Annotated in this window: 23 protein-coding genes; 20 read left to right on the plus strand and 3 right to left on the minus strand. The window is 62.6% G+C overall.

Annotated features, from left to right (window positions below; translation table 11 throughout):
- The first annotated feature begins 2 nt into the window (after positions 1 to 2).
- From AC0L2R_RS26690 to AC0L2R_RS26740, 11 genes are all read left to right on the plus strand, one after another.
- Positions 3 to 938 carry a carbohydrate ABC transporter permease gene (locus tag AC0L2R_RS26690; protein WP_473512454.1) on the plus strand — a complete coding sequence of 312 codons (936 nt, stop codon included), beginning with the start codon at positions 3 to 5 and terminating at the stop codon, positions 936 to 938.
- Positions 931 to 1833 carry a carbohydrate ABC transporter permease gene (locus AC0L2R_RS26695; protein ID WP_128179643.1) on the plus strand — a complete coding sequence of 301 codons (903 nt, stop codon included), beginning with the start codon at positions 931 to 933 and terminating at the stop codon, positions 1831 to 1833. The genes AC0L2R_RS26690 and AC0L2R_RS26695 overlap by 8 nt, the downstream gene beginning before the upstream one ends.
- Positions 1834 to 1858: 25 nt before the next feature.
- Positions 1859 to 2962 (plus strand): ABC transporter ATP-binding protein, encoded by a 1104-nt coding sequence (locus AC0L2R_RS26700; RefSeq protein WP_473512455.1) that lies wholly within the window; start codon positions 1859 to 1861, stop codon positions 2960 to 2962.
- 10 nt (positions 2963 to 2972) lie between these two features.
- Complete coding sequence (locus AC0L2R_RS26705; protein WP_473512456.1) at positions 2973 to 3740, plus strand: SDR family NAD(P)-dependent oxidoreductase; 768 nt, start codon at positions 2973 to 2975, stop codon at positions 3738 to 3740.
- 40 nt (positions 3741 to 3780) lie between these two features.
- Positions 3781 to 4782, plus strand: coding sequence for a sugar phosphate isomerase/epimerase family protein (locus AC0L2R_RS26710; protein WP_473512458.1), 1002 nt, complete (start codon positions 3781 to 3783; stop codon positions 4780 to 4782).
- Positions 4779 to 5591, plus strand: a complete 813-nt coding sequence (locus AC0L2R_RS26715; RefSeq protein ID WP_473493074.1) for an SDR family NAD(P)-dependent oxidoreductase — start codon at positions 4779 to 4781, stop codon at positions 5589 to 5591. The genes AC0L2R_RS26710 and AC0L2R_RS26715 overlap by 4 nt, the downstream gene beginning before the upstream one ends.
- A gap of 344 nt (positions 5592 to 5935) precedes the next feature.
- Entirely contained in the window at positions 5936 to 7123 is a 1188-nt protein-coding gene (locus AC0L2R_RS26720; protein WP_473512460.1) for a magnesium transporter, read from the plus strand.
- Positions 7124 to 7138: 15 nt separating this feature from the next.
- A complete protein-coding gene (locus AC0L2R_RS26725; protein ID WP_473512461.1) occupies positions 7139 to 7306 on the plus strand; it encodes a hypothetical protein in 168 nt (55 codons plus the stop codon).
- 329 nt (positions 7307 to 7635) lie between these two features.
- The gene (locus AC0L2R_RS26730; protein ID WP_473512463.1) at positions 7636 to 8892 is read left to right on the plus strand and encodes a tetratricopeptide repeat protein; all 1257 of its coding nucleotides are present in this window, start codon (positions 7636 to 7638) and stop codon (positions 8890 to 8892) included.
- A 95-nt stretch (positions 8893 to 8987) separates the two neighbouring features.
- A complete protein-coding gene (locus tag AC0L2R_RS26735; protein WP_027152473.1) occupies positions 8988 to 9704 on the plus strand; it encodes a FecR domain-containing protein in 717 nt (238 codons plus the stop codon).
- A gap of 15 nt (positions 9705 to 9719) precedes the next feature.
- Positions 9720 to 11639 carry a CHASE2 domain-containing protein gene (locus AC0L2R_RS26740; protein WP_473512465.1) on the plus strand — a complete coding sequence of 640 codons (1920 nt, stop codon included), beginning with the start codon at positions 9720 to 9722 and terminating at the stop codon, positions 11637 to 11639.
- Positions 11640 to 11653: 14 nt separating this feature from the next.
- On the opposite strand, the gene AC0L2R_RS26745 is transcribed toward AC0L2R_RS26740, so the two are convergent.
- Positions 11654 to 12448: an IclR family transcriptional regulator gene (locus tag AC0L2R_RS26745; RefSeq protein WP_091597394.1), complete on the minus strand. Its 795-nt coding sequence runs from the start codon at positions 12446 to 12448 to the stop codon at positions 11654 to 11656.
- Between the two features lie 230 nt (positions 12449 to 12678).
- Between AC0L2R_RS26745 and AC0L2R_RS26750 the strand changes: the two genes are divergently transcribed.
- Genes AC0L2R_RS26750 through AC0L2R_RS26785 form a run of 8 tightly spaced genes read left to right on the plus strand, consistent with a single transcriptional unit; the run spans position 12679 to position 22624 of the window.
- Entirely contained in the window at positions 12679 to 14280 is a 1602-nt protein-coding gene (locus AC0L2R_RS26750; protein WP_473512466.1) for an ABC transporter substrate-binding protein, read from the plus strand.
- Positions 14281 to 14292: 12 nt separating this feature from the next.
- Positions 14293 to 15153 carry an alpha/beta hydrolase gene (locus tag AC0L2R_RS26755; RefSeq protein WP_128179654.1) on the plus strand — a complete coding sequence of 287 codons (861 nt, stop codon included), beginning with the start codon at positions 14293 to 14295 and terminating at the stop codon, positions 15151 to 15153.
- Positions 15150 to 16760 carry a gamma-glutamyltransferase gene (gene ggt / locus AC0L2R_RS26760; RefSeq protein WP_473512467.1) on the plus strand — a complete coding sequence of 537 codons (1611 nt, stop codon included), beginning with the start codon at positions 15150 to 15152 and terminating at the stop codon, positions 16758 to 16760. Before AC0L2R_RS26755 ends, ggt begins: the two co-directional genes overlap by 4 nt.
- A 58-nt stretch (positions 16761 to 16818) precedes the next feature.
- A complete protein-coding gene (locus tag AC0L2R_RS26765; RefSeq protein WP_091597385.1) occupies positions 16819 to 17796 on the plus strand; it encodes an ABC transporter permease in 978 nt (325 codons plus the stop codon).
- A 1-nt stretch (position 17797) separates the two neighbouring features.
- The gene (locus AC0L2R_RS26770; RefSeq protein WP_413468470.1) at positions 17798 to 18721 is read left to right on the plus strand and encodes an ABC transporter permease; all 924 of its coding nucleotides are present in this window, start codon (positions 17798 to 17800) and stop codon (positions 18719 to 18721) included.
- Positions 18718 to 19680, plus strand: coding sequence for an ABC transporter ATP-binding protein (locus AC0L2R_RS26775; protein ID WP_091597382.1), 963 nt, complete (start codon positions 18718 to 18720; stop codon positions 19678 to 19680). The genes AC0L2R_RS26770 and AC0L2R_RS26775 overlap by 4 nt, the downstream gene beginning before the upstream one ends.
- Before the next feature lie 56 nt (positions 19681 to 19736).
- Entirely contained in the window at positions 19737 to 20732 is a 996-nt protein-coding gene (locus AC0L2R_RS26780; RefSeq protein ID WP_473512571.1) for an ABC transporter ATP-binding protein, read from the plus strand.
- 20 nt (positions 20733 to 20752) lie between these two features.
- Positions 20753 to 22624: a CocE/NonD family hydrolase gene (locus AC0L2R_RS26785; protein ID WP_473512469.1), complete on the plus strand. Its 1872-nt coding sequence runs from the start codon at positions 20753 to 20755 to the stop codon at positions 22622 to 22624.
- A 70-nt stretch (positions 22625 to 22694) separates the two neighbouring features.
- Here the strand turns inward: AC0L2R_RS26785 and AC0L2R_RS26790 are convergent, their stop codons facing one another.
- Both AC0L2R_RS26790 and AC0L2R_RS26795 read right to left on the minus strand, forming a co-directional pair.
- Positions 22695 to 23594, minus strand: a complete 900-nt coding sequence (locus tag AC0L2R_RS26790) for a proline iminopeptidase-family hydrolase (RefSeq protein WP_473512471.1) — start codon at positions 23592 to 23594, stop codon at positions 22695 to 22697.
- A 154-nt stretch (positions 23595 to 23748) separates the two neighbouring features.
- Entirely contained in the window at positions 23749 to 24474 is a 726-nt protein-coding gene (locus AC0L2R_RS26795; RefSeq protein ID WP_287171679.1) for a LuxR family transcriptional regulator, read from the minus strand.
- A gap of 300 nt (positions 24475 to 24774) precedes the next feature.
- Here AC0L2R_RS26795 and AC0L2R_RS26800 point away from each other — a divergent pair, with 300 nt between their 5' ends.
- Positions 24775 to 26466 carry an ABC transporter substrate-binding protein gene (locus tag AC0L2R_RS26800; RefSeq protein WP_473512473.1) on the plus strand — a complete coding sequence of 564 codons (1692 nt, stop codon included), beginning with the start codon at positions 24775 to 24777 and terminating at the stop codon, positions 26464 to 26466.
- Positions 26467 to 26547: the final 81 nt, after the last annotated feature.

Here is a 26547-nt window from a genome sequence, read left to right on the forward strand (position 1 = left end):
AGATGTCAACGCGTGACCTGACCGTACCGGTTGCGGCTACCGCAACCCCGTGGCGACAGCGCCTGGGCACGATGGTGCCCATTCTGGTGCTGGCGCCGTCGCTTGCGGCGAGTTTCATCTACGTCTTCGTCTTCACGCTCTGGACGCTCTATCTCTCGCTCTCCAGTTCGTCGCTGATGCCGACCTATGGGTTCGTCGGTCTGGACAATTACGCTTCGCTCTGGGCGAACCGGCGCTGGAACATCGCCTACACCAACCTTTTTCTGTTCAGCGGCTTCTATATCGTCGGCTCGATGGCCATCGGACTGCTTCTGGCGATCCTGATCGACCAGCGCGTTCGCGGCGAGGCGGTCTGGCGCACCATCTTCCTCTATCCGCTGGCAGTCTCCTTCATCGTCACCGGCACGGTGTGGAGTTGGCTCTATAATCCCGTCGACGGCATCCAGGCCTTCGTGCGGGGGCTCGGTTGGACCGACTTCAGCTTCGCCCTGACGGCCAACCGCAACACCGCAATCTATGCGGTGGTCATAACCGGTATCTGGCAGTCGTCCGGCTTCGCAATGGCGCTTTTCCTGGCTGGCCTGCGATCGGTCGATCCGGATCTCATCAAAGCAGCGCAGATCGACGGTGCGTCGGTTTCCCGAACCTATCGGAAGGTCATCCTGCCGACGATCGCCCCGATTTTTCTGGCGGTGGCCGTCATCCAGATCCAGTTCGCCATCAAGACCTTCGACCTGGTGGCGGCGTTGACGCGGGGTGGGCCAGGTGTGTCGACTACCTTCCCGGCGATCTATGTCTACGACCTGATGTTCCAGCGTGGGCAGATCGGCGAGGGTGCCGCCGCGGCGATGATGATGCTCGCTGCCCTCGCGGTTGTGCTGGTGCCCTATTCCTTGTGGATCGTTTGGCGCAGGCGGGCGGAGGGCCGCAATGGCTGAAATTGTCACCAACGCCCGGCATGATCCCGAAGCGGCCGCGGCTACGCGGCGATATTTCTGGGGTCGCTTCCTTGTCTATGCGGTGCTGACGCTTTTCGCCGTCATCTACCTTGCACCGCTGCTGGTCGTCGTCTTCAACTCGTTGCGGGAGCAGTCCGACATTGCCCGTAACGGCCTCATCTCGCTGCCGCGCAGCTTCCGCCTCGACGCGTGGGCGCAGGCTTGGGGCACCTATTGTGTCAGCGGCACCTGCGAAGGCATGAAGCGCAATTTCTTCAATTCGCTCTGGATGACGATCCCAGCAACGCTCATCTCCACGCTCCTCGGCGCCATGAACGGCTATGTGCTGTCGAAATGGCGTTTCAAGGGCTCGGAAATTCTGTTCAACCTGATGCTGCTCGGCGTCTTCATGCCCGGCCAGATCTCGCTGATGCCGTGGGCGTTCCTGCTCGGCAAGCTCGGCCTGACCAATTCGACGTATGGTCTGGTGTTGATTCACGTCGTCCAGGGCGTCTCGTTCACCACCCTGTTCTGCCGCAACTTCTACGTCAGCATACCGGATGACCTTATCAAGGCGGCACGCATCGACGGCGCCGGCTTCTGGCGGATTTTCCGCAAAATCATCCTGCCGCTGTCGCCGCCGATTTTGATCGTCACCGTCATCTGGCAATTCACCGGCATCTGGAACGAGTATCTGTTCGGCGTCGTCTTCACCTCGGGCCAGCAGCAGCCGATTACGGCGGCTTTGGTCGCTCTTACTGCCGGCGGCACGACCGCCCGTGCTTACGATGTGATGAGCGCAGCCGTGCTGATCGGCGCGCTGCCGCCGCTGCTGATCTACCTGTTCGGTGGAAAATACTTCGTGCGCGGCCTGACACAAGGCGCCATCAAGTGAGGCGCCATCAAATGAGGCATCGCCCATGTCCGCGCTGATGATCCGCGACCTTCACAAGAGCTATGGCGGGCTCGAGATTCTGGCCGGCATCAATCTCGAGGCGCGAACCGGGGAGTTCGTCGCCCTCGTCGGCCCGTCGGGATGCGGCAAGTCAACCCTGCTCGCCATGATCGCCGGCCTGGAAACCGTCACCTCGGGCGAGATCTGGATCGGCGACCGGCTGGTGAACTCCGTGCAGCCCAAGGACCGCGACATAGCGATGGTGTTCCAGTCCTATGCCCTCTATCCGACCATGACGGTGCGCCAGAACATCACCTTCGGCATGGAGAGCCGAGGCGTGCCCAAAGCGGAGCAGGCGGAAGCCGTAAAGCGGGTTGCCGTACTGCTGCAGATCGAGCAGTTGCTCAACCGCAAGCCCGGGCAATTGTCGGGTGGCCAGCGGCAGCGCGTTGCGATGGGGCGCGCCCTGGTACGCGACCCAAAATTGTTTTTGTTCGACGAGCCGCTGTCCAATCTCGACGCCAAGCTGCGCGTCGACATGCGCACGGAAATCAAGAAGCTTCACCATCGCGTCGGCAAGACGACGGTGTACGTCACTCACGATCAGGTCGAGGCGATGACGCTCGCGTCCCGCATTGCGGTGATGAACCAGGGCTCGGTGCAGCAGTTCGACACGCCGAAGCGGATCTATGACCGGCCGACCAACATGTTCGTGGCCGGTTTCATGGGATCGCCGGCGATGAATTTCATTCCCGCCCGGCTTACCGGCTCAACCAGCATCGCAGTGCGCGCCGCTGACGGCGGCGACGCCACTCTTGCTCTTGCCCTTGCCGCGCCACTGCCTGTCGGTGCGCCAAAGGATGTGGTGCTCGGTGTTCGGCCCGAACACATCTACCGTTTCACGGCGGACCTGAAGTCGCGCAAACCTGCTGTCGAGTCCATGCAGGCGCCGGTCGAACTGGTCGAGCCGACCGGCGCCGAGACGCTTGCCGTCCTCAGGCTAGGCGACCTGGAGATCACCGGCCGATTCGAGCCGGATGACGCTCCCGTCATGGGCGAGACGATAACGCTCGGCATCGACATGTCGCGCGCCTGTCTGTTCGATCCAGCAACCAGGGCGCTTCTGTGATCTGATGTCCATGCAATTCGCGACTTACCCGAGCTTGACCGATCGCGTCGTGCTGATCTCCGGCGGCGCCTCCGGGATCGGCGCCGATATGGTTCGCGCTTTCGTGGCGAATGGCGCCCGCGTATGCTTCCTCGATGTGCAGGATGGACCCGCGGAGGCGCTGGTGCGCGAGCTCGGTGGCGTCGCCAAACAGGCCCCCCTGTACCTCCATTGCGATGTGACGGACGTTGATGCGCTGCAGGCTTCGGTAGAAGACGTGCGCGCTAGGCTCGGTCCGGTCGCCGTTCTGGTAAACAACGCTGCCGATGATCAGCGCCAACCCGTTGACGCGGTGACGTCAGAATATTGGGACCGCAGCTTCGACGTCAATCTCCGGCATCACTTCTTCGCTGCGCAGGCGGTGCATCCGCATATGAAGGAAATCGGCTTCGGCTCGATCATAAACTTCTCTTCCATCGCCTGGCGTTTCGGCGCGGACCAGATGGTGGCCTATGCCACCGCCAAGGGGGCTGTGGTGGCGCTGACGCGCGCATTAGCGCGGTCGTTCGGATCCGACAACATCCGCGTCAATGCAGTCGAACCCGGCGCCGTCATCACCGAGCGGCAGCGCCAGCTGTGGTTCAGGACCCAGGACGCAATCGACCAGACGGTGCAACGGCAATTGATCCGCCGCGTCCTGCTGGGCGAAGAGATTGCGCGGACCGTGCTCTTCCTTGCCGCCGATGACAGCCGCATGATCACCAAGCAGTCCATCGCCGTCGATGCCGGTCTGCGTTGATGCGATCGACTCTACATCTTTCAACGGGACTGCCAAGCTGATGCTTCGTTTCGGCCTCAACCCATACGGACTGACCTACACTCTCGGCCTGCAGGGGCGCGATACGCCGCGGCACAATCCGGACGGGACGGGGCTGGAAGGCTTCATGGCGCTTGCGCAGGAACTGGGCGCACGCACGCTCGAGATCTATGAACCATGGCTGACCGACTTGCCGGACGCCGAAATCGTCGAGCTGCGCAGGCGTCTGGCCGCGCTCGACATCGTCCCGGTGGTCAGTGGCGGACTTCTGATGGCCGGTCCGTTGGACAGCGCGTTTCGGGCGGCGCGCCTGCTCGAGGCGACAACGATCCGTATCGCACTGACCCCCGTCCTGTGCGGCGACCGCAACCTGTGGGGCCCGAAATGGAGCGAGTTCAACGCGACGATCCGCGCTGCCTTGACGGAATGGGGGCCGCGTGCGGCGGCTGAGGGCCGGGTGCTCGGCATCGAAAACCATCAGGACTTCGGCAGCGACGAACTGGTCGCGTTCTGCGAACTCGGTGGGCCGGGCGTCGGCATCACCTACGACACCGGCAACACCTTCCCTGTCGGCGAGGCGCCGCTTGCCTTCACGCGGCGCATCGCACCGCACGTCCGCCATGTCCACCTCAAGGACTATCGCGTGCAGTTCACCGATGAGGGCTATCGTCTGGTCCGCTGCGCGATCGGCGACGGCGCCGTGCCCTTCGCCGGACTGGCAGCCATCCTCGCCGAGCATCACGACACGCTGACCGCCGTGCTCGAGCCGGGCGCGCTGGAAGCCCGCCACGTTCGCTGTCTCAGCGACGACTGGTGGAACGGGTATGCGCCGAAGACTGCGCGCGAGTTCGCCGCCTGCCTGAGTGCTGCGCGCGTAAACCGCCTTGCTGACGACGCCGACTACCGGACGCCGTGGGAGCGCGACGATGACGGCGCGCTGGTTTCGTATGAGCTCGACATGATCCGGCGCAGCGCCGCCAACATGAAGAAGTTCGATTTCATTGCAATGGAGAAATCAGCATGACTGCCCGAGAACTCAGCGGCCTGACTGCCTTCGTGACCGGCTCGGGACGCGGCCTCGGCCGCGTCATGGCCGCCCGCCTGGCCGAACTCGGCGCAAACGTCGCCATCCACGATCTCGACTGGACCCGGCCGTCGCAATATGGCGAATTCGCAGACCTCGGCGAATCCGCCAGGGGTCTGGAAAAGCATGGGACACGGGTAACCGCGGTTACGGGCAACATCGGTGACAGGCAAGCCGTTGCCGAAATGAAGAGGAAGATCGAAGCGGAGCTCGGCGATGTGCACGTTCTGGTCAACTGCGCCGGCGGCGACATCGGCGCCAAGGGGGTAAAGCCCAGTCCCAACAACGCGCTCGACATCGACTATGAAGACATCAAGGTGCTGACCGAGAACAATCTCATCGGCACGATGCTGGTCTGCCAGGCGTTCATTCCGCCCATGGTCAAACGCGGCTCAGGCTCGGTGATCAACATTGCCTCAGCGGCAGCGCATATCGGATGCTCGCCGGAGGTGGTCTACTCCACGCTCAAGGCGGCCGTCGTGCATTATACGCGTTGCCTCGCCAAGGAACTGATCGACGATGGCGTGCGCATCAATGCGGTGAGCCCCGGCGCCACCAAGACGGCACGGTTCCAGGCGAGCCGCGTCGTCGATCCGGAGCGCATGGATTCGAGCAAGAAATCGCTGAACCGCTATGCCGAGCCTGAAGAGATCGCCGAAGCGGTGGCCTTCCTCGCCGGTCCGCGCGCGCGTTTCATCAACGGGCAGGTCATTCGCGTCGATGGCGGCTTCACCATCTTCCCAGGTTGAATCGCGGCCGGCACGCGAACTGTCGGGCTGAGCGCACCCCAATGAGCAGGGCCGCGACGGCCCATTTGCCGACCTTACTTCGTTGATGAGTTGCGACGTGCTCGCAGAGCTCGGGAATCGACGGTGAAGTTCGGCAACACGTCGATTCTCCTGGCGACACGCTGACGTTACAGCCCGCCTGTATGCACCCACGCAATGGCTCAGATTTGTCTGGGTCGGTCTACTCGGCGCCCTGAGAAGGCGAAGATTCCGGATCGAGGCGCTTGGGCCACCGTGCGCCTGGGCAGAGCGAAACGGTCCGGTCTATAAGCTCAGAGGCGCAACATTAGAGGTTGGGGGAACAGATGAGGGAAGAGAACGACATTCAGAAGTTGGTGCGCACGCTGCGTGCTCGAGCCCCTGACGACGCGGCTGAATTGCTAGCCCGAGAGTCTCCCGAGTTCATCCGCGACGCACTAATGTTGTTACCGGATAGGCACGCCCATAAGGTGGCGGAGTATTTGCCATCGCAAAGGAGGCCCATCAAATATCATACCGACGGCAAGGATCTCGCGATCCCCGAGGCCATCGTCGAGCTGATGGATCCGATCCCCGCCAGCGTTGCTGTCGGGACGACGGTAGCCGCCGCTGTCGAAGCCGTCAGGCGCGCGCAGGTGCCGAGCGAGTTGACTTACCTCTACATCACGGACGAGGGCGATAGACTGGTTGGCCTAGTGGTCTTGCGCGATCTGATGCTGAGTGAGGCCGACGCGACGGTGGATCAGATTATGCTGGCGAGTCCGTTCGTCCTTCACGTCGATATGCCTTTGAGCGAAGCCTGCAAGGCGGCGGTACGCCGTCACTACCCGGTCTATCCCGTGGTGGACGCGGAGAACCGGCTGCTCGGGCAGGTTCGCGGCTGGCGGCTGTTCGAGCAGCAAATCATCGAGATTTCTGCCCAGCCTGGCCAGATGGTGGGTGTCCAGAAGGAGGAGCGTTCTTTCACTCCGCTATTTTCAGCCTTCTTGAAACGTCATCCGTGGCTGCAGCTCAACCTGCTGACGGCCTTCATAGCCGCTTTCGTGGTCGGCTCGTTCACAGGCACGATCGAGAAGATCGTCGCGTTGGCGGCGTTCCTCCCGGTGTTGGCCGGACAGAGCGGAAACACCGGCTGTCAGGCGCTGGCTATTACGCTGCGTGGCCTCGCCTTAGGGGATGTGGACAAACGACCGAAGCTGCACTTGGTGCTGAGGGAGGGAGCGCTCGGGATCGCCAACGGCTTGCTCGTCGGTCTGGTGGCGGCTGCGGCCATGTGGTTCTACGCTTCACGGCAGCCGGAGTCGGCATCCCAGGCGCCCATGCTGGCGCTTGTCATCCTGCTCGCCATGTCCGGATCGTGCCTCATGTCCGGGATCTCCGGCGTGCTGATCCCGTTGGGCCTGCGGCGGGTCGGCGCCGATCCGGCCGTGGCTTCCGCGATCTTCCTCACGACGGTGACCGATATTGTAGGCATGGGCTTGATGCTGGGACTGGCCACCATGCTTGTGCTGTAGGCACGCTCGACGGACGTGATCGCGGACGAGGACGTTGTTGCCTATGAAGTGACCTCGTCGGCGTTCAACAAGATAACAAAGGCTAAGCCGCACATCGCGCAGGCCGTCCTGAGAAGCATCGCTCGCCAGCTCTCCGAGCGCTTGCGCACCGCGGCGGAAGACCTTCGGATGAGCTCCATGTGACCCTGATGCGTCGTGCGGCGACCAGATACGTGGAGAATCGCGCAAACAATATTGATCTTGTCGGCTGCGCAATCCACCGCTGATTATGATTTTGATTAGTTGCCGTTTGTAGCGAATACTTGCTGGAAGCCAAGCAACGCTGAGAAGATGTTTGACCAACCAGCGTAGGCGAAATGCGAATGAACGCGATAGTTTGTTGCGCAGCTGCAACAGCTGCTGAAGACTCGGAGGTTTCCTGACAGTTCTGTCGCTTTTTTTCGTGCAGGCGTGCTAGATCCGCTGCACTAGTCGGGTTGGGGTGGGTTCTCGGCATGCATTCCTCGTTTTCAATGATCCTCGGCTTCGCCGCGGCGCTGCTTTGTACCGGCATATTGCCGGCCGGCGCACAAGGTCTCTATCCGGCCTATGACGATGCGTTTTCGGCCCGCATTGCCAATCCGACCGACAACGGAGCGCTAGCTCAATTCGTCACAGTTGCCGTCAACGCAGGGCAGTACGATCAGGCGATCTCGTCGATCGAGCAGTATCTCATCAAACATCCTCGCGATGCGCGCGCCCGGCTCTCGGCCAGCCGGTTGTATTATCATGTCGGCTCCTATGAATTGGCCCGGCGGCAGGCGCAGTACGGCCTCGAGGTCGGGGACCTGTCCGCGGATGAGCAGCAGGAAGCCGTTCGCCTGCTCGCCCGCATCGAGCGCGCGTTACGTGGCGTCACTTGGGAAATCGCTCTGACTGGCGGCATGTTCAGCGCATCCACCGATTTTGAGCCGGGCGGGGCCGAAGACGACCGCACCTTGGTCTCGCCCTATGGGCGGGCGGAAGGCTTTATCCGATGGGATCTCGGGACGCCAAGTGCTGATGCACTTGTCCTCTCGGGCTCGCTGGCAGCGACAGAGCGCTTTTTCACCAAAGACCTGTCGGTTCCCGGTGCCGAGGAGACTTTTATCCACGGGAACGCCGCCATTACCTTGGACAAGGGACTGCCCAACAGCGGGATCGATTCGCTACGGCTGCTACTTTCCGCGTTCGCCGTCACAGATCGCTTCGACAGCGACGTTCACGAGACCGGCGTCGGTCTAAGTGGGCGCTTCCTCGTGCGCCCCACCGTCGAGACGACGCTTTTTGCAGGTGCCGGCTACATCGATCTAAGCAGCTCGAAAGGCATCTTCGCCGATAGCAGGGTCTTCTATGAGGCAGGCGGCAGCTACCGCTTCCGCAATGGCCAGGCGCTCGGACTGCGCCTAGTCGGCTCGACTGACTTCGCCTCCGGAGCTGACGAAATCGGCCGCAGCTACATGGGAGAGGTCCGCTACGGCGGCGTGCTGATGGAAGTACCGGACCTGTTCGCATGGTCTCACCAGGTCGCCGTCTCGGCCGGCCACAGCGACACTCCCGACTTGTCCGTCGGCATCGGCACGAACATAGAGAGCGACTTCTGGCGCATTGCCTCGGAAAGCGATTTTCAGCTCACTGAATGGCAGAAGGTCAGTGTCGACCTCGCCTATCGCGAAACCGACTTCGAGATCGCCAGCGGCGACCGAAATTCATTCGAATTGCTCGTGAGCTACACGTTGACGCTCAACTGAAAGAGGCCGCGATGAGGACCCTGTATCGTCAGATAGCCACTTGTATCGCCTGCCTTGCCTTTGCGGCACCATCTGGCGCTGAAACGGTTGGGTCCATGACGGCCTACCAGACCAACATTATCCGCAATCACGGCGAGGCGATGAACGTCGGCGCTGGCGTCGAACTCGGCGACCAGCTGCGCAGCAATATCACCGGTCTCGGAATGCTCGTGTTCCGGGACGAGTCGAGCGCCAAGATTGGTCCGAACACCAGCCTGACGATCGATGAATTCGTCTACAATCCGGGGTCCCGATCAGGAAAGATCGACATCAGGATGAACAGCGGCCTGGCCCGTTTCTACGGGGGCCAGGTTTCGAAAGGCGGCGACATGCAAGTTGCGACGCCACACATGGTGCTCGGAGCCAGAGGTGGCATCATTGAGGTGCTTGTGATTGCTGGTCAGACCGTCGGCATACTGCGCGCCGGCCGCATGACCTGCATGATGAATGGTCGCAAGCTCGTGATCACAAACCCGGGCCACGCCTGCACGTCGGACAACGACAAACTGCTGACCGGCTACGGCGGTATCGACGCGTTCCCGATTTTGGACAGCATCGATCGAATAGCCGGCACCGGCCTGCCAGGCGAACCGGGTCCGGGGCTGAACGTAAGCGCGATTTGTGCGTCAGCACTCGGCAATTCGCTCAAAGCCTGCAAATCCACCGACGGCGCATTGCCCGGCGTGGCCATGGAGTTCCCTGACAGCCCAACGCCCCCTGTAGGCAGTGGGGTGGATGATGAGGATGATGACTGCTTTCCCGACTGCCGGTAAGGCTGGCCGAGCGGCATGAGCCCCTCGCTTGATTGGCGGCGGGCTGCCAGGCGGAAAATACCTGGTCTTGCGGTCGTACTCTTGCTGCTCGCTTGCCATTTTGCTTTCGACGGGCCGCTGTCGCGCCTGCGCGAGCGCACGTACGACCTCTACCAGTCCCTCGCCCCGCGCCAGGCGACGAGCAATCCTGTTGTCATTGTCTCGATAGACGACGCGAGCCTTAAGGCATATGGGCGATGGCCTTGGAACCGTGGCCTTTTGGCCGATCTGGTCGATGGTGTCGCCGAGTCCGGTGCCGCGGTGATCGGGCTTGCGCTGGTGCTGCCCGAGCCTGATATCTCTCCTGATGGCATCGCCGGAGACAAGCGCCTCGCCAGCGCACTGGCGAAAAATCGAACGGCGCTCGCCGTCAGCCTGGGCAACGAGGTGACGGTTTCAGACGCAGAGCCCAAAGCCGGCTGGTCGATCGTCGGGCAGGTACCCGAGACGCTTCCTGGCTTCACCGGTCTGACAGGCTCCCTTCCTGATTTCTCGAGCGCCGCTGCAGGCCTCGGCGTAATTCGCACTTTGCCCGATCCCGACGGCGTACTACGCCATGTGCCGCTGCTCTGGCTCCGAAATACGGCTCAAGGCGTGCAGCTCTGGCCGTCGTTCGCGCTCGAACTCCTGCGCCTCTACGCCGGAGAGAGCGGCTACGTAGCCCGGATGAATGTCGCCGGGTTTGACGCGCTCAGGATGGCCGGGACCATTGTGCCACTTGAGCCGCAGGGCAGCATCCGCCTTTGGGAAACCGACACCAACACGCCGCGCATATCTGCCACTAATATCCTTTCGGGTCGCGGCGATCCGCTGCTACGGAACGCCATCGCCATTGTTGATCTGTCAGCCGTGGGATTGACGCAGTATCTGCCCACCCCGGCGCGTCCGGCGCGACCAGGCGTGGACATCCACGCTGATGCAATCGGCCAGATCCTTGCCGGGCGCTATCTTGTAGAGCCAACGCAAGCGCGTACGCTGGAGCGGCTGTGGTTGGTCCTCAGTGGCATCGTTTTCATCGGGCTTTCCGGAGTGCTCGCCCAGCGTGTCATGCTTGGCGCCCTCGCTCTGGCGCTCCTGGCTGCCACGCCCTTCGCGTTCGGCGCTCTCGAATACAGCCTGCAGGGTAAGCTCTATGACCCACTGCAGCCGGCGCTTGCGACGATCCTCGTAGCTGGCTTCGAAGGCTATGCCCTCTACACGCGCAGCGAGCAGCGCCGGTCCACCCTGGCACGGCAGTTTTCCCAATATCTGTCGCCCTCCGTGGTGCAGCGCCTCGCAAATTCGGACACCGAAGCGATCCTGTCCGGCGAGAAGCGCGAGATCACAATCCTGCTGAGTGACATACGCGGCTTCACGGCGATGAGCGAACAACTCGATGCCCAGGAAATCGGAAAGGTGGTCAATCACTTCCTCGGCCTTGCGACCGATGAGATACTCAAGCGCGACGGGACCATCGATAAGTTCATGGGCGATGCCGTGCTAGCTTTCTGGAACGCGCCGCTTGATCAGCCAGATCATCGCGAGCGCGCGCTCGAAGCCGGGCTCGCCCTGATCGAACGGGTCAAGCGGGAAAACGCCGCGCTCACCGCGCGCGGGCACCCCCCTATCGAAATCGGCGTCGCCATCGAGACTGGCATCTGCTCCGTCGGGAATTTCGGCTCCGAACGGCGCTTCGATTACACCGCGATCGGCTCGCCGGTGAACCGCACGGCACGGCTCGAGTCAACGACCAAAAAGCTGAGCATCCCCCTGGTGCTTGGTCCCGGATTTGCGGAGGGAGCGTCGATGCCGGTTGTCCAGGCGGGTGCCTTCGAACTCCAAGGCTTCAAGGGTGAGGTGCCGGTTTTCACCGTTCCGGAGATACACCCCTCGTCGCGATCTGCCGAGGCAGTGTGATGCTTGGCACCAGTTCAACTCGCTATGTCATTGGCAGCCGGCGAGCGGAAGCCAAGGGCGGCGGAAATACGATGGGCGGCCCGGGCCACCATGTCGCCCAGTTCGCTTATACGCTCTTCCGGCACCCGGTTTTCCGGGGCAGCGATGTTCAGCGCCGCGATTATCTTACCCGGCGCCACGAACACCGGTGCGGTGATCGAAATCAGATCGTCGTTGATCTCGCCGCGACTGACGAAAAACTTCGCCTTGCGGATTTGCTCGAGCCCGCCCCTAAGAAGCCGAGGATCGGTCACCGTTTTCTTGGTGAAGCGCTTCAACGGGCCGGAAAGAATGGCCTCGCGCTCCTCATCACCCATATGGGCCAGGAACGCCTTGCTCGAACCGGCATGTAGCGGACGCCGCCGGCCGACAATCGCATTGACTCGAAGGTCCCGCTTCGGCTCCCATTTGGCGACGCAAAGGCTTTCCTGGTCATCGCGGATCCGCAACTGGGTGGTTTCGCCGATCTTCTGACCGAGTTCTTCCAGAACAGGGTTTGCTATGCGGATCAGGTCCATCTGTTCGCTGGCGGCGTGGCCCAGCATCAATGCAGCGAGGCCGAGGCGATAGCCTTTTCCATCCGATGATCGCGCCAGCAAGCCGCGCCGCACCAGCGTCTGCAAAAGCCGGAAAGCGCGCGCCTTGCTGTCGCCGGAACGCCGCGCGATTTCGGAAACGCCAAGATCTGCCTCGCCGGCCACAGTCTGCAACAAACTGATCGCGCGATCGACGGAATCGACCGTGTACCGGGTATCTGCTTGATCGGTCATTTCTCACTTCCTCGCCAAAGCGTCTTGTGCAGGAGGTTAAACGAAAAAATTTGTATCGTCTAGAGAAACGATGGTTTATCTGTGTTGACAAATAGTGAAGCTTTCGTTTCACTCGCTGTCAGGAAGGAGGCCGGCACCATCAGCGGATCCCAAGCTGGGCTCGATCATGGCAAGCGGCAGCGGAAGAACTCCTCCGATGGAACTATCCAGAGTGGACACGGAGAAAACCAATGATGAACCGGACAATATCGCGCCGTGCGCTGATGCAATGGGCGCTCGGCGGTGCCGCCGTCTTGCAAGGCATTGGCTGGACGGGGCTTGCCCACGCCGCGGCAAATGGCCAGCTGCGGATCGGCATGGCTGCTCCGCCGACGACGCTAGACCCGCATCTGAAGAGCAATGCGCCGAACAACGCGCTTGCCACCCACATCTACGACACGCTTGTCATCAACGACGAAAAATCGATCTCCAGACCGGGGCTGGCGACGGCCTGGCGCGTGGTCGACGACACCCATTGGGAGTTCGACCTGCGGCCGGACGTGCGCTTCAGCGACGGTGAGCCGCTCACTGTAGACGACATCGTCGTCTCATTCGACCGGGCCAACACCATCGACAGCACGGCGTCGTTCCGGACCTACACGCGCAACATCAAGTCGATCACCTCGCCCCAAACCGGCAAGCTTCTCATCGAAACCAAGCAGCCGGAGCCGCTTCTGCCCAATTCGCTCAGTCGCATTCGCATCATCCGCGCCAAGTTCAAGGATACCCCGAGCGATCAGTTCAACAACGGCACCGCGGCGATCGGAACTGGCCCCTATGTGCTGAAGGAATATGTTTCCGGCAACCGTGTCGCGCTTTCCGCCAATCCCAACTACTGGGGACCGAGGCCTGCTTTGCCGGACGTCGAGCTCCGCATCGTCACCGATGCCGGCGCGCGGCTTGCCAACCTGCTCGCCGGCGATCTCGATCTCGTCGAACAGGTGCCCTACGAGGGTGTTGCCCGCGTCGAACAAGACGAGCGCTTTCACATCATCCGCGGCGTATCGAGCCGGGTGGTCTTCTTCTCGCTGGACACGTTCAGGGACGTGACGCCCTTCATCAGCGGCAAGGATGGCAAGCCGCTCGACCGCAACCCGCTGAAGGATCTGCGTGTGCGGCAGGCGCTGTCCATGGCGGTCGACCGCAGCGCCATTGTCGAGCGCTTGATGCAGGGCAATGCCATTGTCGCTTCACAGTTTCTGCCCGCCGGCGCACCGGGCACCTCGGCTGCTATCAAACCCGTTCCATTCGACGCTGCAAAAGCCACGGCCCTGCTTGCCGAGGCCGGCTACCCCGATGGCTTCCGCCTGACGATCCACGGGCCCAATAATCGTATCGTCAACGATTCGAAGATCGTGCAGGCCGTGGCCCAGATGTTCTCTCGCATCGGCCTGGAAGTCAGCGTCGAGGTCATGCCCTGGTCGGTCTATGCCGACAAGGCGGATGCCCATGAGTTCAGCGTCAATCTGGACTCCTGGGGCGTCAACACAGGCGAATCCTCGAACCCGATGACAGCTCTGGTCGCGACGCAGAATCCGGACGCCGGTATGGGCATCGCCAATTCGGGCCGCTACTCCAATCCCGATCTCGATGCCAAACTGGCTGTGGCGAAGCGGACGCTGGACGACACCAAACGCGAAATGATGCTCTCGGAGCTCAGCGACATCGTCTTCAACGACGTCGCCCTGATTCCGCTGCACCATGAGGTTCTCGTCGTGGCTGCCCGAAAGGACCTTCAGTTCACGACGCGGGCCGACCAGTATACGCTGGCCATGAACGCCAAGATTGTCTGAGGAGGTGTAGACTTGACGAGCATCGCCACGGGATCTGTTGCGGATCGCGGTCGCGCTACATACGATCTTGGCGCGACCGCCATCTTTGCTTCCAAATCGGACCCACGCTTCCACTATTGCCTGTATGTACCGCCCGCGGTTGGGGAAGGCGCCCAAGTCGACCTGCTGGTGGCCGTCCATGGTACCGGCCGCACCTCGTTCCTGGGTTTCCGTGATGCGTTCGCCGAGTTCGGACGCTGGAACGACTGCGCCATTTTGTGCCCGGTGTTTCCAATGGGCGTTCTCGGCGACGATGCCCGCAGCGGATACAAATACATGATCGAGGGCGACATCCGCTACGATCAGGTGCTGCTCGCGATAGTCGAGGAAGTCGTCGCGAAATACCGTCAGGACTGGACCCGCTTCGCTATGTTCGGATTTTCCGGCGGCGGGCATTTCACCCATCGCTTCGCCATCCTTCATCCCGACAGGCTATGGGCGGCGTCGATCGGCGCACCGGGATCGGTGACCCTGCTCGATCCCACGCGGGACTGGTGGGTGGGCATTCGCGACCTGCCGGAGAAGTTCGGCATCACCTTCGACGCCGCCGCGCTGGCAAAAGTGCCTGTCCAGATGATCGTCGGCGATGCCGACCTGGAGACCTGGGAAATCACGCACGCCCAGGGCAGCACCCATTGGATGCCGGGCGCCAACGATGCAGGACAAACGAGGCCGGAGCGCCTCAGGACGTTGTGTCGATCGTTCGAGGAAGCGGGTGTGCGCGTACGCTTCGATTTGCTGCCCGGGGTAGCCCACGAACGCGACGCGGTTCTCGATCCGGTCAAGGATTTCCTGGCCCAGGCGCTCAAGGAACGACGGAACGCATCAAGATGAATGCAATGATCGTTGCGCCGCAGCCGGAGGCGGTCGAGGCGGGCGCGCTGGTGCTCAAACGCGGCGGCAACGCCGTCGATGCGGCGATCGCCTGCGCTTTCATGCAAGGCGTCGTCGACCCTCAAATGGCGGGCATCGGGGGCTTTGGCTCGATGCAGGTCTATATGCCGCGACGCGGCGTGCACGAGGTGCTAGAATTCTACGCCAGGGCGCCGCTCAAAGCGTCGCCTGAAATGTGGAGCGACCTTCTGGTCGGCCAGTCGCGCGACGGCTTCGCCTTTCTGCTGGAAGGCGGCATCAGCGAGATCGGCTATCTCGCCGTCTGCACGCCGGGCAGTGTCAAGGGCTATGCCGAGGCGGTGGCGAGATACGGCACTTTTGAATGGGCCGACGTCGTCGCACCCGCCGCCAAGCAGGCGAGGCGCGGCTTTATGGTCCGCCCGCATGTCCATTGGTACTGGGCCCAGGACGGCGTAGATACCGGCGAAGTGCGGACCCTTGTCAAGCTGCGCTTCAGCAACACGGGGCGCGCCATCTATTTTCGCCCGGACGGCGCGGTCAAGCTGCCAGGCGACGTCGTCGTCAACACCGACCTCGCCCAAACGCTCGAGCGCATCGCGGCCGCCGGTCCGGACATTTTCTACAAGGGCGAGATCGCCGAAGAAATCGCCGCCGACATGGCCGCCAACGGCGGCCTTATCGGGAAGGATGATCTGGCGCGCTATGAGCTATCCACCGCGCAACCGCTCTGGGGCGAGTATCGTGGCTACGATATCGCGACCAGCCCGCCGCCCGCCAGCGGCATATCCATGCTGCAATTGCTCCACATCCTCGAGCATTTTGATGTCGGAGCCATGGAGCATGACGGTGCCGAGCACATCGTCCTGCTGGCGGAGGCGATGAAGCGCATGACCATCGACAAGGACCGCCATCTCGGCGATCCTGCCTATGTCGACGTGCCGGTCGCGCGGCTGCTGTCCCGCGACTATTGCAGCGGGCTCGCCGCCGAGATCAAGGCCGGGCTGCGCGCCAGGATCGAGCGCGTCGATGACCGGTCGCCGCGCGACACGACCCATATTTCGGTGGTCGACCGTGAGGGCAATGCCGTCGCCTTGACCCATACGCTGGGCAGTCCCTCGGGGGCGATCACCGATGGCCTGGGATTCATGTACAACGGAACGATGAGCCGCTTCGACCCAAGGCCGGGCCGGGCCGGATCGCTGGCTCCCGGCAAGCGGCGGGCCAGCTCTGCGGCGCCCACAATCGTATTCAAGGACGACCGGCCGGTGATCGTCATGGGAGCGCCCGGCGGCAGCTATATCGCGCCGTCCATGGCGCAGGGGCTGATGAATCTCATTGATTTCGATATGAGCATGTCGGAAGCGGTGGCCGCCCCGAGGATCGTGGCGGTGTCGAACACAATCGACGTCTCCAATCGCATTCCGCGCTATGTCACTGAAGAAATCGAGGGCCGGGGCTACGAGGTGAAGCGCTCCTGGCAAAGTTATGCTTTTGCCGCCCTCCACGGCATCCAGATCGAAGACGGAATTTGCCGCGGCGGCGCCGATCCGCAGCGCGACGGCATGGCGATGGCGGTGCCGGCGTGATCTGCCGCGCACAGACGACCGGCGACCCTTTCCGGCAATCAGGCTGCGGAGCGATGCTATGACCGCAGCCGTCGCGCGCCGGCTGCTCCAGGCCGTGATGGTCATGTTCGCCATGACGGTTATCGTCTTCATCGCGATCAACGTCATCGGCGATCCCGTCGACATTTTGATCTCGCCCGACGCCGATCAGATCGAGCGCGCGCGCGTCGTCCAGGCACTCGGGCTCGACCTGCCGCTTTGGCAGCAGTACCTCCGCTTCCTCTGGGCAGCGCTGCATGGCGACCTTGGCGAGAGCTACGTCTACAACGAGCCGGCGATCAGGGTGATCCTGCAGCGACTGCCGGCAACACTCGAACTGGCCGTCTCTGCCATCCTCATTGCCATCGTCGTCGGCGTGCCGCTCGGGCTTTATGCCGGACTGCGGCCGGATGGCATCTTGAGCCGCGTCATCATGACCGTCAGCATCCTCGGCTTCTCGTTGCCGACCTTCTGGGTCGGGCTGGTGCTGATCATGTTTTTCGGCGTGCAGCTCGGCTGGTTGCCGAGCGGCGGGCGCGGCCAGACCGCCGAACTGTTCGGTGTCCAATGGGCGTTCCTGACCAAAGACGGCCTTGCCCACCTGATCCTGCCGGCGGTGAACCTCGCCTTGTTCGACGCCTGCCTCATTCTGCGCCTGACGCGCGCCGGCGTCGCCGAAGTCCTGCCGCTCGATTTCGTCAAGTTCGCGCGGGCCAAGGGCCTCAGGGAAACGCGCGTGATCGGCGTCCACGTCTCGAAGAACATCATGATCCCGGTGGTGACCATCATCGGCCTGGAATTCGGCTCTATCGTCGCCTTCTCGGTCGTCACCGAAAGCGTGTTCAGCTGGCCTGGCATGGGCAAGTTGATCATCGACAGCATCAACGTGCTCGACCGTCCGATCATCACCGCATACTTGATGGCGATCGTCGCCTTCTTCGTCATCATCAATCTCGTCGTCGACCTGACCTATACGGCACTCGACCCGCGGGTGCGGCTCCAGGGCGAGGGACCGTGACATGAGCGTCGACACCTTGCCGCCACCGATGCCTACCGAGGCCGAGAAGGGTGAAGAGGCGCCGTTTCGAGTGCTCGTGCGGGCATTCTTCCGCTCGCCTGCCGCCATTGCCGGTTTCGTGCTGCTGACCGCGATCATCGGGCTGGCGCTGCTCGCGCCGCTTATAGCGCCGCAAAATCCCTACGACCTCAACCAGCTCGACATCATGGACAGCCGCCTGCCGCCCGGCTCGCAATCGATGACGGGCATGATTTTCTGGCTCGGCACCGACGACCAGGGTCGTGACATGCTTTCCGGCATCATCTACGGCCTGCGCATATCGCTCGGCGTCGGCGTCAGCTCGGCGCTTTTCGCCGCGCTGTTCGGCGCCTCTTTAGGCCTGCTCGCCGCCTATGTCGGCGGTCGGACCGAGACGGCGATCATGCGCATCGTCGATCTGCAACTCTCCTTCCCCTCCATTCTCGTTGCACTGATGATCCTCGCCTTTCTCGGCAAGGGAATCCTCAACGTCGTACTCGCTCTGGTGATCGTCGAATGGGCGACCTATGCACGTGCCGCGCGCGGCACGGCGCTGGTGGAGCGGCGCAAGGAATACATGGAGGCGGCAGAGTCGCTCGCCATTCCGCGATGGCGCATCCTGTTCGTCCATCTTCTGCCCAACTGCCTGCCGCCGCTGATCGTGATCGCGACGGTGCAGGTGGCGCGCGCCATCTCGCTGGAGGCGACCTTGTCCTTCCTTGGCCTCGGTGTGCCGATCACCGAGCCCAGTCTCGGCCTGCTGGTCGCCAACGGCTATCAGTACATGCTCTCGGGCATGACGTGGATCAGTTTCTATCCCGGCGTGGCGCTGCTGATTACCGTGGTTGCGATCAACCTCGTCGGTGATCGGCTCCGCGACGTGCTCAACCCGCGGGGGCGCGAATGAATGCGACCGTGCTCGAAGTCCGCGATCTCAGGACCCATTTCGGACAAGCAAAAGCCGTCGACGGCGTCTCGTTCAGCGTCGCGCGCGGCGAGGTTCTGGGTCTCGTCGGTGAAAGCGGGTCCGGCAAATCGGTCACCGGCTTTTCCATCATCGGCCTTGTCGATCCGCCAGGCACGATCGTCGGCGGCCAGATCGTCTTCGACGGCCGCGACATCACCCGCTCCAGCCGCGAGGAGATGCGAGCGCTGCGCGGGCGCCGCATGGCGATGATCTTCCAGGATCCGATGATGACGCTGAACCCGGTCCTGCGCATCGACACGCAGATGATCGAGGCGGTGCAGGCGCATGAAAACGTCTCGCGCATGGACGCCAGGGCGCGGGCGCGCGACGCGCTCGGCATGGTCGGGATCCCGAGTCCGGATGAGCGGCTGCAGGCCTATCCACATCAGTTTTCCGGCGGCATGCGCCAGCGCGTCGTTATCGCTATTGCGCTGCTGCACCGGCCGGACTTCATCATCGCCGACGAGCCGACCACCGCGCTTGATGTGACGATCCAGGCACAGATTCTCGCCGAGATGCAAAAGCTCGTGGCGCAGAACAACACGTCGCTGATCTGGATCACGCATGATCTCGCCGTCGTCTCGCGGCTCGCCGACCGGATCGCCGTGATGTATGCGGGCCGCATCGTCGAATCCGGCCCAGTGTCGGACGTTCTCGCCCGTCCGTTGCACCCTTATACCGCCGGTCTGATCGACTCCGTTCCCAGCCGCAACCGGCGTGGCGAGCGGCTTCGGCAGATCCCTGGAATGGCGCCCAGTGTTGCGCGGCTGCCGGCCGGATGCGCTTTCGCCCCGCGCTGCGCGCGCGCCGACGCGGCGTGTGCCCAGGCGGTGCCTCTGCTCACTGCTGGCCCGCGCGAGCACCGCTGCGTTCATCCCTTGCCGGAGTTCCGCGTATGATCCCCTCCACTCCGGTTGCGGCAGACATTCAAAGCTCCTCAGCGGGTTCTAGCGGGATGGCACCGCTGATCGAGCTGAACGAGATTTCTCACAGCTTCGGCACGCGGCCGGATCTCGCGGCCCGTTTGGCGATCTCGTTCAAACTCGCCAAACCGACGGCAAGCGTGCAGGCGATCGACGGTGTCAGCCTCGCCGTTCGCAGGGGCGAGGTTCTGGGCCTCGTTGGCGAGTCGGGATGCGGCAAGTCCACACTGGGGCGGATCGTCGCCGGCATCGTGGCGCCCAGCAAGGGATCGGTATCATGGCGCGGCAAGGACTTGAAGGCGCTTCCGCCGCTCGAACGGCGTGAGGCCAAGCTGCGCGTGCAGATGATATTCCAGAATCCCTACGCCTCGCTCAATCCGCGCCGCAAAGCGGCCGATATCGTCAGCGAGGCGCCGCGCGTACACGGGCTGGTTGAGGGCGATCTCGGTACCTTTGTCGATCAACAGTTCCGGCGTGCGGGTCTCGATCCGGCGCTAAAACACCGCTTTCCGCATCAGTTCAGCGGCGGCCAGCGCCAGCGGATCGGCATTGCGCGCGCGCTCGCCGTGCAGCCGGAATTTCTCGTCTGCGATGAGGCCGTTGCCGCTTTGGACGTCTCGATCCAGGCGCAAATCCTCAATCTCTTCATGGACCTGCGCGAGAGGCTGAACCTCACTTACTTGTTCATCAGCCACGATCTCGGAGTGGTCGAGCACATCTCCGATCGGGTGGCGATCATGTATCTCGGCCGCATTGTCGAAGAGGCTCCGGCCGAGGAGATCTTTGCACGGGCCAACCATCCCTACACGCAGGCGCTTCTCGCCGAGGTGCCGCGGATCGAAACCACCAAACGCGGCTTTGCCGCGATCAAGGGTGAATTGCCGAGTCCGCTCTCGCCGCCGAGCGGATGTCATTTCCACCCGCGCTGCCCGCACGCGATGCCTCGTTGCCGCACCGAAGCGCCCCGACTGAAGGTGGTTGCTGCCGGACACAAGAGCGCATGCCACCTCAATGACGCCGTCGCCTGAACGCCTTGGAATTTTTTGAGATGACCGACCTCCAGGCGTTCCAGTCCGTGACCGATGACATGGTCCTCTGCCGCGATATCATGGTGACGATGCGCGATGGGGTAAGACTGGCGACCGACGTCTACCGACCGGCAAGGGGAGGCCGCGCGCTGGACCGGCCAGCTCCCGTCATCGTTGAGCGGACGCCTTATGGCAAGGCGATGGCATCGCGCGCCGAAGTCGAGGTCAGCATGACCGAACCGATGGATCGCGCGACGGTCGCCGAGCATTTCGTGCGCCATGGCTATATCGTCGTCTACCAGGACTGCCGCGGCCGCTACGGCTCGGAAGGCGAGTTCGTCAAATATCGCTCCGAAGGTCCGGACGGCTACGACACGCTTGCATGGATCGCAGCCCAGCCCTGGTGCAATGGCCGGATCGGCACCATGGGCCTTTCCTATGCTGCGCATACCCAAATGGCGGCGGCGTGCCTTGCGCCGCCGGCTCTTGCGACCATGATCCTCGATTCCGGCGGATTCTCTAACGCCTTCACCTGCGGCATCCGCCAAGGCGGCGCGTTCGAGCTGAAACAGGCGACCTGGGCCTACCGGGAAGCCCGCGAGAGCGCCGTCGCCGCCGGCGACGAGTTGGCCCGAAAGGCGCTCGAAGCGGAAAACCTGCATCGCTGGTTCGGCAAAATGCCCTGGTCGGAGGGCCGTTCCCCGCTCCGCTGGGCTCCGGACTACGAGGCTTACCTGCTGGAGCAGTGGCGGCACGAGACCTTCGACGGCTTCTGGAAGCAGGTCGGCATTCATGCAGCGGGCTTCTACGACGCCATTCCCCACATTCCGATCGCCCTGATCTCGAGCTGGTTCGACGTCTATGTCCCGACGACGTTCGAGAATTTCGCCGGCCTTGCACGCAATGGCAAACGGCCGCTCGCCTTGATCATGGGTCCGGGTCTGCACGGCGATCGCAATCTGACCTTTGCCGGCGACGTCGATTTCGGACCGAACGCTCCGCTCGGCGGCAATGTGGCGGCGAGCTGGCTGGAGTTTCGTCGCCGCTGGTTCGATCGCTGGCTGAGGAGCGGGCCGGAGGACAATCTCGACGAGGAGCCGATCCGCCTTTTTGTCATGGGCGGGGGAAAGGGCACGAAAACTGAAACGGGCCGTCTCGATCACGGCGGGCGCTGGATCAAAGCCAAGCGGTGGCCGCTGCCGGACATGACCGAGCAAACCTATTACCTGCACCCCAACGGCAGGCTTTCGGAGGCCTTTCCCGCGCCCGACGCCGCCGCGCTAAGCTATGATTTCGATCCCGCCGACGCGGTCCCGACCATTGGCGGCGCGCTGACCAGCGGTCAGCCGATCTTCACAGGGGGCGGCTTCGACCAGAGAGAGGACGAGAGGTTCTTCGGCTGCCGCAATTTCGGACTGCCGCTTTCCGCCCGTCTCGATGTCCTCTCCTTCGAGACCGAGCCGCTTGCCGACGATTTGACCGTGCTCGGAAGGGTGGCGGTGGATCTCTGGGCGACGACCGATGCGCCAGACACCGACTTCACCGCGAAACTGATCGACGTCCATCCACCGAGCGCCGACTATCCGACGGGCTTTGCCTTGAACCTGTCAGACGGGATTTTCCGCTGTCGTTTCCGGCATTCATTCGAAAGAGCCGAGCTCGTGAAACCTGGCGAGATCATGCGGCTTCACATCGAGCTGTTTGCGACCGCCAATCTGTTCCGTGCCGGCCATCGGCTGCGGCTGGACATCTCTTCGAGCAATTTTCCGAAGTTCGACGTCAATCCGAACACCGGTGCGCCGGCGGGGCTCGGCCGTAGCCGGCAAGTGGCGCGCAACACGGTTTTCCTCGATGCAACGAGGCCATCGCGGCTGATCGTGGAGAGATTATGAGCAAATCGGGCGGGCTCTAAGCCCAGCACAATCAGCTTGCGCAAAGACAGGCCGCTGTGGGGCATGGGCCTCAATCGTATTTGGCGACAAAGCGTCCGACGGCGGCGAGGCAGTCGTCCTTCTCCTCGACATGCGGCATATGGCTGGAATTTGGGAAGACCATGCCTTCGACGTCGGGAATATGATCGAGAAAGGGCTGGACGCAGGCTTCGGTCGCTTCGTCGTAAAATCCGCGGAACGCCAGCGTCGGCGCCTCGATCAGATGCAGGCGCTCGACGATGGTCCAGTTCCGCATCGTGCCGATGACGTGGAATTCATTGGGTCCGTTCATGGTGTGATAAACCGTCGGATCCGCGTCGATTGCCGCGAATGTCCGGGCGACCTCCCGCGGCGTTGGACGGACACGGCAGACGTGGCGGTCATAGAAGGCTTTGGTTGCCGCAACATAATCCGGGTGATCGGTGGTCCCGGCTGCCTCGTGCCGGTCAAGCGCGAGTTGCACATCGGCCGGCAGCCCGGCCCGCAATTGCAGCGCGCCTTCCACCCATAGCGCCATCGAGGCCAGCGAATTGGCCAGGATCAATGCCTTGAGCCCGGCAGGGCGTCGCACGGCATGTTCGGCCGAGAGTATGCCGCCCCAGGACTGGCCGAGCAGGGCGTAACGCTCGGCAATGCCAATGTGGGCGAGCAGCGCATCGAGTTCGCCCAAAAAGAAATCGACGGTCCAGAAGTCGCCGCCCTTGTCGGGCAGATGGGTCGATTTGCCGTTGCCGATCTGATCGTAGTGGATGACCGCCCGCCCGGTATCGGCAAGCTCCTTGAACGAATCGACATAGTCGTGGGTGCAGCCCGGCCCGCCGTGAGCGATGACCAATGGCAGCTTGCCCGAGTTGAGATCTCCGATCACGCGATACCAGGTGCGGTAGCCCCGGTAGTCGCTGAATCCTTCGGTGGTCGCATGTGCCGTCACAGTTCCAAGCTCCGGGTCATGGCGCGGCAGGAACCAAAGTGACGGACCCTCCCAAGCCTTGTTTGCGGCCGACGGTACTAAGCGGCCCGGCGCATTTACAGCTAGCACTATTTATAGGTTTGCCGTGGCGGGAGGAGCCCTCAGGCGGAGCGCCTCAATGCTCCGGCTCGAGCAGCCGGTAGTGGGCAGCCAGCGCGATGGCGTGGAAGCGGTTGCGCGCGCCAAGCTTGCGTGTCGCCGCGTTGAGATGCAGCGTTGCTGTCGGCACCGCGCGGCCAATCTCGCGCGCGACCTGCTTGGCCGTCAGTCCGGCGGCGGCGAGGCGCAGGCACTGGCGCTCGCGCGACGTCAGGTGGACGTATGGGCAGGTGCGGATGCCGGCATCGAAACCGGCGTAGACGGAGTCGTGCAAGAGATGGCCCAGATCGCCGATTTCGGCGATTAACTGCCTTGCTTCGGCCTCGAACCCTGGCTCTGGGTCGGCGCGGATCGCGGTGAAGGTGGCCAGATCCCCACCGGCAAGACGGATGGGCACGGTGACGCCGCAGGTCATCCTGGTATCGAGCAGATAGCTGATCACCGGATCATGCCTGGACCGAAGCACATGCTGCATGACGGTGCTCTGAACGCCCTTGTGCGACCAGAGGAACGGCCTCGATACGGCGAGCGCGGCTTCCTGCACCGGGTCAAGCTGATAATAGCCGCCTTTGCACCAGAGATCCTGCATGTCGCGCGGCACGTTGTGCAGAGCCATCAGCGACGGGGTGATCAGGTCGCCCTCATGGCTGACCGGCACGGGCGTATAGTCATAGATGAATGAGGTGAAACCGACGGGCTCCAGCACATCGGTCGCCACCGCCATGGCGGCGTCGATGCTCATTCCCGTTCGGAACCGGCTCTCTAGATCGCCTGAAAAGCCCTGCATGCGACAAGCTTACCCGCTGGCCATTGCTTGTCAAATAGCCATGTCACCCGCGTGCCCAATAAATAGGCTTAAGGCTGGCCTCTCCGACCTATCTATCTTAATAGCTATCCTGCTCGGCTTCGCTGGTCGTAGTCTTTTCCGATTGGGCGAAGGTGCGCAGACCCACCCGCGACCCAGATCATTTCCAGCCACGCCGCGGTCGTCGATTGCGTATAGCGTGGCCAGTCGACACGCTTTCCACGAGGAAACACAGCCATGCGACCCCAGAAGGCACTTGCAGTCCAAAAGGCACTGGCAGCGTTGATACCCGGCCTGGCTCTGCTCGGCATGACGATCGTGTCGCCGCCGAGCACTGCCTTGGCCGCGGAAGGCAAGCTTGGCGGCACGCTCCGCTTGCTGGCCAACGCCGCTGCCGGCACCGCCGATCCGCATATCAATTACACGCTGCAGTTTTTCCAGATGAACTATATTCTCTACGATGGTCTGGTGACCTACAAAAAGGCCGGCGACAAGACCGGCTTCGAGGTGGTCGCAGATCTCGCCGAAACCCTGCCGAAGGTCGAAAACAGCGGCAAGACCTACGTCTTCAAGCTGCGCAAAGGCATCAAGTTCGCCGACGGCTCGGACGTCACCAGCAAGGATGTGGTGGCTTCGTTCCAGCGCATCTTCAAGATCAGCGGGCCGACGGCCGGGACCTTCTACAACGGCATCGTCGGCGCCGATGCGTGTTTGAAAACCCCGGCGACATGCACCCTCGATGGCGGCCTGTCGGTTGACGACGCAGCCGGAACGATCACCTTCAACCTGGTCCAGCCGGATGCCGAGTTCCTGCAGAAGATCGCCATTCCGCACGCGGCGATCCTGCCGGCGGGCGCGCCGCTCAAGGATGCCGGCACTGATCCGATCCCGGGCACTGGGCCCTACATGATCGCGAGCTATGACCCGAACAAGCTGATGAAAATGGTGCGCAATCCTCACTTCAAGGAATGGAGCAAGGAAGCCCAGCCGGCAGGGTATCCCGACGAGATCGACTATGAATTCGGCCTCACCGACGAAGCGGCGGTGACGGCGGTCGAGAACGGGCAGGCGGACTGGATGTTCGATCCGCCGCCGGCGGACCGTCTCGGCGAACTCGGCACCAAATATGCCAAGCAGGTCACGGTGCATCCGCTGATGGCGATGTGGTATGCGCCGTTGAACAACAATCTGGCGCCGTTCAACGACATCCGTGTTCGCCAGGCGGTGAACTTCGCCATCGACCGCGCCGCGATCATCAAGCTCTTTGGCGGCAGCAATCTGGCGCAGCCGGCTTGCCAGATCCTGCCGCCGGGCTTCCCGTCATTCGCGCCTTATTGCCCATTCACCGCCAATCCGGGCGAAAAGTGGTCGGCGCCGGATATGGACAAGGCCAAACAACTGGTTGCTGAATCGGGAACCGCTGGTCAGGAGGTGACGATCATCACCGAGGACAGCAGCGTCTCGAAGTCGATCGGGGTCTATCTGCAGGACGTGCTCAACCAGCTCGGCTACAAGACATCGGTCAAGCCGATCTCGCAGAACATCCAGTTCACCTACATCCAGAACACCAACAACAAGGTGCAGATCTCGGTCTCGCAATGGTTCCAGGATTACCCGGCGCCATCCAATTTTCTGGAAGTGCTGTTCAGCTGTGCCTCATTCACGCCGGGCTCGGACGCCTCGGTCAACATTTCCGGGTTCTGCGACACATCGATCGACGCGTCGATGGCCGAAGCAGAGACAGCCACCATCGCCGACCCAGCCAATGGCGCAACGCTGTGGACGGCCATCGACAAGGCGGTGACGGACAAGGCCCCGGTCGCTGTTTTGTTCACACCCAAGCGGGTCGATGTCGTCTCTTCCAGGCTGAAGAACTTCACCTTCAGCCCGCAATTCTACTGGATCGTCAGCCAGTCCTGGGTCGAATGATCCCCTCGAGCCAATGCGACGGAGTGCCACCGGCGCTCCGTCGCATTTCCTTTTCCGCCGGATCAGCGCATCTTCCAGGTC

The organism is Mesorhizobium sp. WSM4820 (assembly GCF_055811075.1).